Raw genomic sequence first — 13,274 nt, forward strand, 5'->3', positions numbered from 1 at the left:
TATGGAGCGGACGGCGCTCGTAACCGGAGCATCCGGAGGACTGGGGGCGGAGTTCGCCCGCATCTTCGCGCGCGAGGGATACAGCCTGCTTCTCGTTGCGCGGTCGGAACGCCTCCTGCGCGAGCGGTCAAGCGAGCTGTCCCGCACGTACGGCATCGAGGCGCGCTGGATCGCGCTCGACCTCGCCGAGCAGGGGGCGCCGCAGCGTCTGCTGGAGTCGGTGCGCGAAGAGCACGTCGAGGTGGAGGCGCTGGTGAACAACGCCGGGTTCGGCGACGTCTCCCCCCTGGCGCACGCGGACGCCGAGAAGATCTCGCGCATGGTGGAGCTCAACGTAGGGTGCCTCACCGAGCTGTGCCGCGGCATCGTCCCGGACATGCTGGAGCGCGGATCGGGCGCCGTCCTCAACGTCGCATCCGTGGCCGCGTTCATGCCCGGACCCTACATGGCTTCGTATTTCGCGACGAAAGCCTACGTCCTGTCATTTTCCGAGGCCCTTTCAGCCGAGCTTTCCGGCACCGGAGTCACCTGCACGGCGCTCTGCCCCGGGCCGACCCGGACCGGGTTCTGGAAGGCGGCCGGAGACGAGGGATCCCCGCTGCTGAGCGCCCTTCCCTGCAAAACGCCGGCACAAGTCGCCGAAGAGGGTTACCGGGGGCTCGTGCGCGGAAAGGCGATCGTCGTCCCGGGATGGACAAACAGGATAGCGGCCTTCGGAACGAGGCTTCTCCCCCGAGCGGCCGTGCGCGGCCTCGCCGCGCGGGCGATCCGCCCATAGAGGCTCCGAAGCTGAAGATACGGGCTTTGATGAAACGCCCCTCAGGGACTGCGGGGCGTTCGGCAGCGCGCAAGTGAGCCCCATCGGCTATGCGGGTAGGGCTCGCTTGCACCGCACTTCGCGCGGCACAGGTCCAAACCATGAAGAGAGCCGCCCCCCTCGCCGGAAGGCGGCTCGCAGGTTCGATGCGACACGCGTCGCTGCAGGCGGTGAGCGGCCGCAGGCCGAGTCCGCTCTAGACCAGGATCAGCGGCACGGCGGCCAGAACGACGATCAGGCGCAGGCAGAAGCTTCCCGCCAGGGCCCCGACTTCGCCGGCGGCCCCCAGCGCAAGGCCGAAGCCCGATTCCGAGGCGTTCTCGCTTTTCAGCTCCGCCACGGCGATGGCCAGAGGGGCCACCAGCCCGACCGCGACGATGCCGACCCAGAACAGACCAGCATACGAGCCCGTCAGCATCGAGGACACCGCCATCGCGCCTTCCACGCTGTTCGAGTACACGATGGCGCACAGGGCGAACAGGGCGACGCCTTCCAGGACGGCCAAGCCGATATGGATCTGCTTGAGCAGCGCCATCTTCTCGAACGCGGCGCGCTCGGCGAACATCCCCACCAGGCTCACCGCCGCGAGGCCGGCCGTCAGGGCCGACGCCACGAACAGGATGGGCAGAACCGAGTTGTTCCACAGCGGGTAGTCGTTCACCACGCCCAGAAGGAACCCGGTATAGGCCGCCACGGCGAACGCGAACACGCTACCGACGATGGTAAGCGCCCCCGGCACGGGCTTCTTCAAAAACTCGAGCACGCAGGTGGCGAAATCAACCGCCATGAACACGCAGATGAAGTAGACGCCCAGGGTCATAACCGACTCGGGGTTCATCACCAGGTAGATGAACCGCAGCGGGTTCTTCAGCCCGGCTTCGGCATCGATCATCAACATGACCAGGCCGATTCCCAGAAGCACCAGACCGAGGATGCGGCCCGCGAAGCGCATGGCGCGCGCCTCGGGATCGAGCCGCTCGACCAGCACCGCCGTCAGATAGGCGCCGGCGGCAGCGCCTGCGAGGAACAGATACCCCGCGATCAAAGGTCCCCACACCATTGTCATCACCTCACGTAGAAGATCTTGGATTCGGTCAGGTTTCCTGCGAGAGGCAAAGCGTTATGAGCGACAATCGCCTTTGAGATCTCGCTTTCGGGATCGTCCAGATCGCCGAAGATGCGCGCCTTGGAGATGCACGTGCTCACGCACGAGGGCTTGCCCACCTCGCCGTTCTCGTAGCAGAAGCGGCACTTCTCGATGACGCCCGTGCTCTCGATCTGGACGCGCGCATGGTAGGGGCAGACCGCCATGCAGTACTTGCAGCCGATGCAGCGCTCCTCTTCGACCAGCACGACGCCGTCGTCGGTGGTGTAGGTGGCGTGCGTCGGGCACACCGTCTGGCACGGGGCGTCCTCGCAATGCATGCACTGCATGGGAACGACCTCGGCGTACACGCGGGGGAACTTGCCCTTCTCGACGTCTTCGTAGTGGATGAACGACTCTTTCACTTCGAGCTCGTTTTTCATCTGGCACGCGAGGCGGCACGCGAAGCAGCCGACGCATTTCTTAGTGTTGATCAGCATCCCGTAACGTGCCATTATGCCTGCACCTTCCTTACCTTGACCGCGACCTCCTGGCTCATGATCGAACCCACATGGGGCTCGAAATCGCCGTCGAGGTAGTCGGACATGTCGATGCCGTACCCGTATGCCAGCGAGAGGTCCTTGGACTTTCCGCCGTAATGGGACGGGACGAACAGCACGCCGGGCATGATGCGCTCGGTCACCTTGACCGCCACCTTGTCGGAATGGTTGTCGTTGTAGACCTCCACCAAATCGCCCGTCTCGATGCCCAGCTTCTCGGCGTCCGCGGTCGCCATCCAGATGCGCTCCATGTCGTACTCGCGCGAAATAGCGTTGAGCGACTCGACCGGCAGCGTCATGGTGTGCGAGTGGATGCTCTGCTTGCCGCCGATGACGAAGAACTCCCCTTCGCCCGGCATGACCTTGCGCGGGATGTAGCTGATGACCGGGTTCATCCCCGTGGCGCCCACCTTCTCGTTGGAAAGCTCCAGCTTGCCCGACTTCGTCTTGAACTTGGGTACCTTGTACTCGAAATTCGGGTCGGGAAGCGCCACGACGCCCTTCTCGCGCATCTCGGCAACCGACGTGCCGACGGTGTTCAGCTGGGCCTCGGACAGCTCCTCGACGCTGAAGCCGAAGTACTTGCCCACGCCGCACGCTTCGGCCAGGCCGGCGAAGATCTCGTCGCACGACTTCGTCTCGGGGTGGATCCGATCGATGACGGGAAGCCTCATGGCAACGGCGTGCTTCTTGCCGCCCAGAGCCTCGGGCACTTCCATACGCTCGATGTAGGAGCATTCGGGGAGCACGAAGTCGGATTGCATCGCGGTCTCGCTCATCTGGATGTCGATGGTCACCACGAGTTCGGCGTCCTCAAGCGCCTTGGTCCACATCTTGGGGCTGCCGTAGCCGCGCGCGCCGTTGGAGTTGTAGAAGAAGAAGGCCTTCACCTTCCCCGAGGCGGCGGCAACCGCAGCAGAGCCCATGCTGTCCAAAACCAGCGGGTACTCGGCGTCTCCCACGCGCTTCACCTTGGGCTTGGGAACCTTGGGGAACTTCTCGGGATCGAGGTCGCCGAAACTGGGCGTCGAGGTGAGAAGCGCCCCGCCCTTCTGGCCGAAGCTGCCCAAAAGGGCGTTCACCGCGCAGAACGCACGGGCGGTCTCGAACGAGTTGGCGTACGAGCAGCCGTTGACGGCGCGCCAGGAAGGCTCGATGCTGGCCGCGGGAGCCGCCTTGGCCATCGCGCGGGCGAGCTCGCGGATGCGGTCGGCCGAAACGCCGCAGATGCCCTCCGCCCACTCGGGCGTGTATTCCTTGCACTGGGCGGCGAACTCGTCGAACCCGACGGTCTCGTTCTCGATGAACTCGTGGTTGTACAGGTCCTCTTCGATAAGCACGTTGCACATGCCCAGAAGGAACGCCAGATCGCCGCCGGGAACGATGGGCACCCAGTCGGTGGCGAAGATGCCGGTGTTGTTCAGGCGCGGATCGACCAGCACCACGCGGCAGTTCGCATCGGCCGCCGCCGCGACGCTTTGAACCGAGGAGGGGCGGATGCCGTCGCCGTAGCTGCGGCCCACGAACATGACCATCTTGGCCTTGCCGAAATCGGTGGAGTACTTTCCGGTGCCGATGACCTCGGTGAGCCCGCTTTCCTTCGACAGGTTGCAGGCGCATCCATGCGTGTACAGGTTCGCCGAACCCAGCGCGTTGATGAAGCGCTTCGAATAGTACTTGCCCGACGGGCGCGGGTCCTGGATCATCGCGATCGACTCGGGGCCGGACTCGGCCTGGATCTTCTTGACGCGCTCGCCGATCTCGGCGAACGCCTCGTCCCACGTGCAGGGGACGAACGACCCGTCCTCGGTTTTGCGCAGCGGGGTCGTGATGCGGCTCGCGCTATAGGCCATCTGCGCGACGCCGTGCGCGCGTCCGCACGCCGTCCCCTTCGCGTACGGATGGTCCTTGTGCCCCTCGACGGTCCACAGGCGCCCGCCCTTGACGGTGCACACCAGGCCGCATTTGCTGGAACAGCCGTTGCACAGCGTGAACCCGCGTGAAACCTCTGAGCCCTTTCCCTGCTCGTCGGGGCTTGCAGCCCAGGCTGCATACGACGCGCCGCTTGCGGCTGCCACAGCCGAAAGCGCCGCGGCGCCCTGCAGGAACCCGCGCCTCGATAAGGTGTCCCTCATCTTCTTTCCTCCCTCTTTCGTCTCTCTATCCATTCGCACGCTTAGAGGCGCTGCATCAGATCGAGCGCGCGCGATACGGCATGCAGATGCCCGATCATGGCGTCGATCCCCTCTTTCAGCAGCTCGCGTGAGAATTCCTCGTCTGTCCGGGGCCGATCGGCCCCGTTCGCGCCGTCCTCTTCGTGCGCGGCGGGCGCCTGCGCCGCACAGGCTCCATGCGAAGCCCGGTCGCGCACCGAAACGAGTCGCGCCTCGTATTCCCGCAGCCACGACAGGTGGTCCGCCGCAACCTGGCGCGCGGCGTCGAGCTCGCCCGCCTCTATAAGAAGGGCGATGAACTCGCATATAAGCGAAAGGTGGTCGGGCATCGCCGAAAACGCGCTCGGAACGCGCTCGATACCCGCCAGGGAATACAGGTACTCCAGATGCTGAGCCGAAGCCGACCCGTACATCCCCTTGACGTTGGGCAGACCGCTGCCCTTCTCGCCGAACGAGCGGTAAAACGACTCGACGGGAAGCGACGCGTCGGGAAGCCCCGCGATAAGCAGCGTCCTGCGAGCCTCGCCGAGCGCGCGACCGTATTCGCCGCCCTCTTCCCCGCCTGAGCCCTCTTCGGCCCCGTACGGGGCGAACGCGTCGGCCGCCGCGCGCAAGATGCGGATCGCCTCGGTTGACGGACCCGTTCCCTCGTTGATTCCAGTCATAGCCTTCCCCCCTCGTACCCACGAAAGACTACGTTCACCGCCGATTCACAACCTCATCACAAATTGATGATTTTTCGCATAAAGCCAGGTGGGAAACTAATATCATCAAAAACTGACGAGATGCCTCGCGATAGGGACGCGGCTTCTAATATCATGGTTCGGTACACGAACAGCAGGGGGAACTCTCACATGGCATTTCTGTCGTCTTTCAGATCGGAAGGCATGACCACGCTCAGATCGCTGCGTCCCAGCGATATCGGCATGGCGTTTTTCTGGGCGTGCAGCATGCTCACGTTCAGAAGCTCGGTGCTGCTGAACGGCGCCCTCGACACGCCCCTCATCCAGACGATCATCGTCGTCGCATCGTTCACCGCGAACATGACGGTGCTCATCTTGGTGTCGTTTTGGATCGAGTCGCGCGATCGGTCGCTCGGAAAACGGCTGCCCGTGGCCGCCCTGGCATTCACCTTGGTGGGGTTGGCCGGCATAGCGCTCACCGACCTGTTCCAGCGGTCCTTGGGAGACGTCGCCCTGGGATGCCTGGTGGGCTCGTCCATCGTGACCGGAGCGGGATACGGGCTGTTCTGGGGTTCGTGGGCCGAGAAGCTGGGCAAGAAGCACCCGACCAAGCTGGCCCTGATCATGCCCCTTGTCTTCATGCTCTCGGCAGCCCTGTTCCTCGTCGTCAGCATTCTTTCTTCGGATCCCCAGACCCCCTCGGTCGCGCTGCTGGTGATCCTCATAGTCGCCAGTTACCTCATGCTCACGGAAAAGGAGCACAGCGATCCCCCGGTGGCCCACGCCGTGCGCATGGCGAACAGCCGCCCCGCGTTCATCTCGCTGTTCGACCTCATGGCGCTCTCCATCATCGTGAGCTTCCTGTTCGGGTTCATGTGGGAAAGCACCGTGCTCAGCATCCAGTCGGTCAACGACGCCCACCGCATGCCCATGTTCGCCAACTTCGCGCTGTCTTTGGTGCTGGTCGCGATCGCCCTGTGCGCCAAGCGCCATATCGACTTCGACATGGCCTACCGCTTCATCATCCCGACCGTGATCGGCCTGTTCGCCATACTCCCCCTGTTCGGGGAATCCAACCCCGTCTTCATGAACGCCCTCACGACGCTGGGCTACGGCTTCTTCGACGTGACGATGATGTACGTGGCGGCGTTCTCGACCGCCTACGACCGCGCCGCCTCGGGCTTCTTCGTAGGTGGTCTCATCAGGGCCATTTCGATCTTCTCGCGCCTCGCCGGCATCGGCATCGGGTTTTTGGCCGCGCTCACCACCCGCGACCAGCAATGGGTGGCCATCCTCTCGGTATCGGCCGCATCCATGTACGGGCTGCTGCTCGCCTGGATGATCTACCGCAAAGGCGGCGCGCGCCGCTCGACGTTCCACGCCGCGCAAGCCGACGGGGACGCCCCCGCAGCCGAGTCGGTCGAGGACGCTGGCAGCGGCGAAGCGCCGACCGATCCGCTCGATCGCCTCTCCGAGGATTTCTCCCTCACGAGGCGCGAAGCCGAGGTACTCCCCTACCTGGCGCAGGGCCGCAGCGCCAAAGCGATCGCGGCCGAGCTGTTCGTGTCCGAAAGCACCGTGCGCACCCACACGCGCAAAATCTACGAAAAAGCCGACCTCCATTCGCGCGAAGACCTGTTCGCGCTGATCAAAACGTATGAGAACAACGACGAGCAACGCGCTTAGCCCCAAGCGGCGCAAGAGGGAACCCTGAATGAACATCCAGATCTTCGGCACCGGCAAAAGCTTCGACACCAAGAAGGCCCAGCGCTACTTCAAAGAGCGCCGCATCTCATTCCAGTTCATCGACATGAAGGAGAAGGGCCTGAGCAAAGGGGAGCTCTCCTCGGTGGCGCAGGCGGTGGGAGGCGTCGGCGCCCTCATCGATCCCGCCTGCAAAGACGACTACGCCCGCGCCCTGGTCGAGCACACGCCCGATGCGCTGAAGTTCGACAAGCTGCTTGAAAACCAGCAGGTGATCCGCACGCCCATCGTGCGCAACGGGCGCAAGGCCACCGTGGGATACCAGCCCGATATCTGGAAGACCTGGGAATAGCCGCTCCCTCGACATGGCGGGCGGCCCGTCGACCCGCGTTTGGCGGCAAGTGCGGCCAAAGCCCCGAAACGAAAGCGCCGCGCCCGGAAACCGGACGCGGCGCCGAATGCGAACCGCTCTAAGCGCGTAGGCGGGCTACACCTCGAGATTCTTGAACGCCTCGGGAACCTCCTTGTACCCGCGCGACTTCACCGCACCCACGATAATGCCGATAACCAGCCACGACACGCCCACGGTGTAGGTAAGCGCATTGAATCCCGTGAACACGTAGGCCAGGATGAGGATGCCGACCCAGGGGCACAGCAGGTACTTCACGATGTCGCCGAACGTCGTGCGCTTGCCCTCCTTCACCACGAAGAACCAGAACACGGCGAAGTTCAGCATGATGAACGAAGCGAGGGCCCCGAAGTTGACCAACGTCGCCAGCTCGCCCATGTCCAGGAACAGCGACAGCACGAGAGCGATGCCGCCGATGAAGAACGCGCCGACATAGGGAGTCTGGAACTTCTTGTGGACCTTGCCGAACACGCTCGGGATGGTTTTGTCGCGGCCCATGCTGTACAGCAGGCGCGATGCGGCCGTCTGCGCGTTCATGATGTTGGCGATGCCCACCGCGACGATGTTGATGACCAGCATGATCTTCTGGAACACCGGGCCGCCGATCATCTCGACCCCGACGAAGAAGGCGTTGTCCTGGTCGATGTTCTGCCAGTCGGGCTGGATGAGCGCCGCGATGTAGGTCTGGGCGATGAACACCACGATGATGATGCAGAGCGCGATCATGATACCGCGTCCGATGTTGCGCTCGGGATTCTCCGTCTCCTCGGCCAGCGTGGAGATGCCGTCGAATCCGAGGAAGTTCAGCGCGGCGATCGAGATGGCCGCAGCGATGAAGTGCGCGTCGATCTTACCCGGCTGATAGATCGGATCGACGGTGAAGGCGCCGGCGCCGCCTCCCCCGGCAATGAACATGCAGCCCAAAGCCACGAACGCGATAACCGCCAAGATCTCGACCACGAAGATGACGATGTCGACCCCGCGCGTGATCGTGATGCCGCGGATGGTGATGAACGTGTTCAGCGCCACGAACGCGATGATCCACACGTACCAGGGACTGCCGGGCACCAGCATGACGCCCCAGTTCGCCACCATAACGTAGAGCAGAGCGGGCGAAATGCAGTAGTCGAGCAGGATCAGCCACCCCGAGATGAATCCGACGTGGGGGTTGATGCCGCGCTGCACGTAGGAGTACACCGAACCCGCGATGGGGAACCGGTTGCTCATGCGCATGTAGCTGAGCGCCGTGAAGCTGATGGCGATGAAGCCGATGATGTACACGAGCGTCGGCAAACCCTGAGACTGGTAGTCAACCAAGCCGTAAATCGAATGCGGCGCGATGATCACCATGAACAGCACGCCGTACAAAACCACGTCGCTCAGTCCCAGCGTTCGCCGAAGCTCCTGCTTGTACCCGAATTTTTCGACACCCCCGCCGGGCGTCTGTCTTTCCTTCGCTTCCGTCATGACCTCTCTCTCCTTTTTTCCGAAAACCTCGAAGCCTTATCTAAAGCAGCTTATCGATATCGATGAGCGGCTTTATCCCGGGATGCTTGGGCGCGCCGAACCGCAGCGACATCTCCACTGCACACGGCTTGCAGCCCTGGTTGATCTCCAGATCGCACTGAACGGACATGTACATGTAGGTGTCGGGGGCGCTCCAGCCCGTCGCGCGCATCAGCAGGCGGTGAAGCTCGCGTGCGGCGTTTCGGCAGGCTTCATGGTACTCGGGAGCGCACGCGTTCACGTACCACTTGTCCTTGGTTTCGAGCACCGGCCAGTTGAGTTCGAAATCCTTGATGAGCGCGATGCGCACGGTGATAGACGCCGGTATCTCGATCCCCGTCCCGCAGATCTCGGAGTCGCCCATGGCGGCATGGACGTCCCCCATCTGCAGCAGGGCCCCTTCCACGCGCACGGGGAAGAACAGGCGGGCACCCGCCGTGATGAGCTTGTTGTCCATGTTGCCGCCGTGGCTTCCGATGTACCCGTCGATGACATCGTCTCCGCTCGGGGCGGTCCCGATGACGCCGATCATGGGATCGATGGGAAAGCGCAGGTCGTTGAAGACGGCGAACCCCTCTTCGATGCGCACCTTCTTCGTCGCGTAGGGCATCCCCTCGAACAAAGGGCCGCAATGGTCGTCGGTGGCGATGGTCCCCTCGTCGGCAACGTCGATGGAAAGGATATCGACCACCAAGACATCGCCCGGCTTCGCTCCGTTGACGAACACGGGACCGGCGGCCGGATTGGCCACGTCGTAGCCGTAGTCGAGCGAGGCCATAGTGACCGTTTCGTCGGTGATCCGATTCGAGAAGCAGTCGAGCGTCTTGAATACGAGGACCTCGCCGGGCTCCGCCGTCGCGCATGCAGCGTTGTCCTTGGAGAACCGATAGACTTGGTCGGTGATTACCTGCATACCCGCCCCCTTCGATAGGAATGCTTTGCGGCATTATGGGATGCGCCCGGAAGGCATGTGTGCAGAAACGGGCCACGAGAGTGCCTAATGCGGTGTTTTTTTAGGTGAACGGCTTGGTTTTCCAGGTATTATGCTTGGTTGCGAAGGTATCCCCCGCCGCAGCGAAGCGCCGTCTGCGCGCCGACGGGAGCCGACGCGCCCTGGATGCGAACAAACCGCCGAGAACCGACGCACCCGGATGCGGGCGACCCGCCCAGAACCGTCGCGACAGCGCGAACCGACAAGGAGCACAGCTGTGAAGATGATCATCTCCCCCGCGAAAACCATGCGCGCGGTCGATTCTCTCGGAGCAAGAGGGCTTCCCCTCCTCGTCGAGCGCTCGCGCACGATCGCGCGGGCCCTTGCCGCCCTTTCCAAGGAGGAGCTGCAGTCGCTGTGGGGCTGCAGCGACCGGCTGGCCGACGAGGCGTTCGGCTACGTGCGCGCGCTCGAGGACGGAAGCTGGCTCGATCCTTCCAACAGCCGGCTTGTCCCCGCAGTGCTCTCCTACGACGGGCTGCAGTACCAAAGCCTCGCGGCGCACGTCATGACCCGAGACGAGCTTGGCTACCTCCAGAACCACCTGCGGATCATCTCGGGCTTCTACGGGGTGCTGCGCCCGTTGGACGGAGTGGTCCCCTACCGCCTGGAGATGCAGGCGAAGCTGTCCGTCGACGGGTCGGCCGACCTGTACGGTTTTTGGGGAGCCGACATATTCGACCTCGTCGCGGGCGACGAAGACCTGGTGGTCAACCTGGCCTCGGTCGAATACGCCAAGACGGTGACCCCCTGGTTCAAGCGAGCGAGGAACCCCCGCTGCCGGCTCATCACCTGCTCGTTTTACGAAGCGAGCACGCAGGGAAAGCTGGTGCAGCGCGCCGCGCACGCGAAGCAGGCGCGCGGGACGTTCGTGCGCTGGTGCGCTGAGCACGGCGTCGAATGCACAGGCGAACTGCGCGCATTCGACGTCGGCTACCGCTTCGATCCCGCGCGCTCGACCGACGACGCGCTGGCCTTCGTGCGCGTGCCGTGAGGGAGGCGCGCGCACAAGAGACGGACGGAAAGCGCTCCGCCTCAACGGCCGAGAAGGCGCCGCGCTGGATGCCGGGGCCGAGCCCCGGCATCCAGCGATCCACAAGGTTCTCTAGATGGCGCGGCCCGCATCGTTTCCGCTGCGGATGGCCAAAGCGATGTTGAAGGGAGCCGCGCAGTCTCCGACTGCGAACTTCTCCCCCGCGAACGAATCCGCCAAAGCGGTATCGGCCTGCCAAGTGCCCGCGTTGACCACCGTGTCGCACGGAACGTCGACCTCAACGCCCATGGCCCGCGAGGAAACCCTCAGAGAGCCCTCCGAACCCGACACGATATCGGACTCCGTGTACACCTTGACCCCCAGCGCGTACAGCGCCGACGTCATGAACCGCTTGGCATGCATCGACTGCTGCATATCGAGCGCATCAACGCCGTCGGGGGTGACGATGGTCACGCGCTTCTTGCGGACGGTCAGCCAGAGCGCGGCGTCGAATGCCTGTGCGCTCGACCCGTACACCACCACGTCTTCACCCAGGTCCTTCGCCATGAAATCGGCAAGCTCCACCACGGCGGCACCGTCGACCTCGAGCGCGGGCCGCTTGGCTCCCGTGGCGAACACGACCGCGTCGAAGGCGGCCTCAGCCAGAACCTGGGCCGTGACCTCGGTGCCGAGCACGGTTTCCACTCCGGCAAGCTCGCACTGCCGAGCCAGGTAGGCAACCAGGTCGTCGAGGTTCTCGTGAGGCCCCTTCACCGTCGAGGCGAAGCTCACCGCGCCGCCCAAAGCGCCGCTTTTCTCGTACAGCGTCACCTCGTGGCCGCGCGCCGCTGCAATACGGGCGGCCTCCATGCCGGCAGGCCCGCCGCCGACGACCGCGACCCTCTTCTTCTCCTTCAAAGCAGGAAGCTCGTAGGAAGAAGGACCCCCTTGCCGCATGACGCGCTGCGTGAGGGCGTTCACGCGGCAGTACGACATGGCGGCGTTCATCTCGTTACTGCCCGCATGGCAGTGCAAGCACCTCGTGCACGGGGCGATCTCGTCGCGCCTTCCTTCGCGCAACTTGCCCACGTAGTCGCTATCCACCGTAAGCGGCCTGTTCAGAACATAGAAGTCGCATTTCCCATCGGCGAGGGCGCGCTCGAAGAACTCGGGTGCATGGGCCGGATCCATATACGTGACCACGCCGCAGGGAATGGAGACCTCCTTTTTGAAACGGGCGGCCACATCGAGCAGCATGCCCGCCCCGCTGTGGGATCCGTCGAGCAGACCCTGGAAGTGCCTGTCGAAGTCGAACACGGTACCGAAACCCGTGGCCCCCTCAATCCCCGCGAGGATGAAGTACAGGTCCGAAGCGAACTGGCAGGGATGGTTGTTCAACGGGCCCAGGCGCAGATGGAGCGAGTCGGCTCCCGCCTTCTCGAAGAGCTTCGCCAAAGCTATGCTCTCCTCGATCGTCATGGCCTTGCTGAACGGATCGGTCACCTGGCTGTCAAGCGTCATCAGCGTTGCGTTGTTGTCCAGGTTGTCGTTCTCCTCGATCGCATCGAGGAGAACCTGCACGGCGAAATCGCCCCCGCACGCGTCCTTGATCTTGCGTATGGTCTCGCATACGAACCGGGCTCGGTTCTCGATGCTCTGGGCCCCGTACTCGTCGGTACGGGTATTGTGGAACCTCGAGTTGAAGAGCTCTCCCTGATTGAATCCGGCGGCGTTGATCTCGATCGCTTTGAAGCCCATGTCCTTTAAGGCAACGGCCGTCGCCGCGCCTTTGTCCTCGATCGAATGAATCTGGTCGACCGTCAGGGAGTCGACGGGACGACCGAACGGGGCCCACTGCAATCCAAGGCTCGCGCCGAACGATGCGCACTCGTCTGCAAGCCGGCGGAAAAACGCGCTGGTTTCCCGAGGGACCTCCGACCCGTCCTCGGGAATGGAAAACGCCTCGCCCTCCACCCAGATGAGCTCGACGCCGCCGCGCGCGAAGTTGAGGTAGTACTGGAAGAGCTCGTCGGTAAGCCCTGCAAGGTAGCAGGCCGAGCCCGCAGCCGACTTCACCATGCGATGGCTGAGCCCGATGCTGCCCAGACTCCAGGGCGAGAAAAGCGTGGCCAGGTCGCTGTCCGTCCCCCGGTAGTCCTCATCCTGCGGGTTGATGCGCGCAGTCCAGAGAAGATCGTCGGCTTGCTGGGACCCCGCAGCCGCAGCCGAGGGCTCCTTCGCCTTCGGCGCGCATCCCGGCAAACCGAGCGCCGCTGCGCCCGCGCCGGCGACCCCCCATGCCGCGCCCTTCAGAAACCCGCGTCGGGTAAAACCGTCGTTTCCCATTTGGTCCTCCTTCGTCCGAATGCGCAT

General features: G+C 63.8%; 11 protein-coding genes. 4 read left to right on the top strand and 7 right to left on the bottom strand.

Features of this window, described 5'->3' with window-relative positions:
- The first annotated feature begins 1 nt into the window (after position 1).
- The gene (locus JI75_RS04900; RefSeq protein ID WP_039689211.1) at positions 2-778 is read left to right on the top strand and encodes an SDR family NAD(P)-dependent oxidoreductase; all 777 of its coding nucleotides are present in this window, start codon (positions 2-4) and stop codon (positions 776-778) included.
- Between the two features lie 235 nt (positions 779-1,013).
- Here JI75_RS04900 and nrfD read toward each other — a convergent pair whose 3' ends face one another.
- From nrfD to JI75_RS08785, 4 genes are read right to left on the bottom strand one after another with little or no spacing between them, the layout of a single operon-like run.
- On the bottom strand, positions 1,014-1,883 hold the full coding sequence (gene nrfD, locus JI75_RS04905) for an NrfD/PsrC family molybdoenzyme membrane anchor subunit (RefSeq protein ID WP_240993132.1): 870 nt from the start codon (positions 1,881-1,883) through the stop codon (positions 1,014-1,016).
- On the bottom strand, positions 1,883-2,416 hold the full coding sequence (locus tag JI75_RS04910; RefSeq protein WP_039689215.1) for a 4Fe-4S dicluster domain-containing protein: 534 nt from the start codon (positions 2,414-2,416) through the stop codon (positions 1,883-1,885). The genes nrfD and JI75_RS04910 overlap by 1 nt, the downstream gene beginning before the upstream one ends.
- A complete protein-coding gene (locus tag JI75_RS04915; RefSeq protein WP_039689217.1) occupies positions 2,416-4,596 on the bottom strand; it encodes a molybdopterin-containing oxidoreductase family protein in 2,181 nt (726 codons plus the stop codon). The genes JI75_RS04910 and JI75_RS04915 overlap by 1 nt, the downstream gene beginning before the upstream one ends.
- A 41-nt stretch (positions 4,597-4,637) precedes the next feature.
- Positions 4,638-5,300, bottom strand: coding sequence for a molecular chaperone TorD family protein (locus JI75_RS08785; RefSeq protein WP_052241612.1), 663 nt, complete (start codon positions 5,298-5,300; stop codon positions 4,638-4,640).
- A gap of 222 nt (positions 5,301-5,522) precedes the next feature.
- On the opposite strand from JI75_RS08785, the gene JI75_RS04925 reads away from it, so the two are divergent.
- Entirely contained in the window at positions 5,523-7,004 is a 1,482-nt protein-coding gene (locus JI75_RS04925; protein ID WP_158407623.1) for a helix-turn-helix transcriptional regulator, read from the top strand.
- Between the two features lie 28 nt (positions 7,005-7,032).
- The gene (locus JI75_RS04930) at positions 7,033-7,374 is read left to right on the top strand and encodes an arsenate reductase family protein (protein WP_039689219.1); all 342 of its coding nucleotides are present in this window, start codon (positions 7,033-7,035) and stop codon (positions 7,372-7,374) included.
- Positions 7,375-7,509: 135 nt separating this feature from the next.
- Here JI75_RS04930 and JI75_RS04935 read toward each other — a convergent pair whose 3' ends face one another.
- Complete coding sequence (locus tag JI75_RS04935) at positions 7,510-8,898, bottom strand: APC family permease (RefSeq protein ID WP_039689221.1); 1,389 nt, start codon at positions 8,896-8,898, stop codon at positions 7,510-7,512.
- Between the two features lie 40 nt (positions 8,899-8,938).
- Positions 8,939-9,850 (bottom strand): acetamidase/formamidase family protein, encoded by a 912-nt coding sequence (locus JI75_RS04940; protein WP_039689223.1) that lies wholly within the window; start codon positions 9,848-9,850, stop codon positions 8,939-8,941.
- 301 nt (positions 9,851-10,151) lie between these two features.
- Between JI75_RS04940 and yaaA the strand changes: the two genes are divergently transcribed.
- Positions 10,152-10,922 carry a peroxide stress protein YaaA gene (gene yaaA / locus JI75_RS04945; RefSeq protein WP_240993230.1) on the top strand — a complete coding sequence of 257 codons (771 nt, stop codon included), beginning with the start codon at positions 10,152-10,154 and terminating at the stop codon, positions 10,920-10,922.
- 111 nt (positions 10,923-11,033) lie between these two features.
- Here yaaA and JI75_RS04950 read toward each other — a convergent pair whose 3' ends face one another.
- Positions 11,034-13,247, bottom strand: coding sequence for an FAD-dependent oxidoreductase (locus JI75_RS04950; protein WP_039689227.1), 2,214 nt, complete (start codon positions 13,245-13,247; stop codon positions 11,034-11,036).
- Positions 13,248-13,274: the final 27 nt, after the last annotated feature.

The sequence above is a fragment of the Berryella intestinalis genome, assembly GCF_000814825.1.
Lineage (GTDB): Bacteria > Actinomycetota > Coriobacteriia > Coriobacteriales > Eggerthellaceae > Berryella > Berryella intestinalis.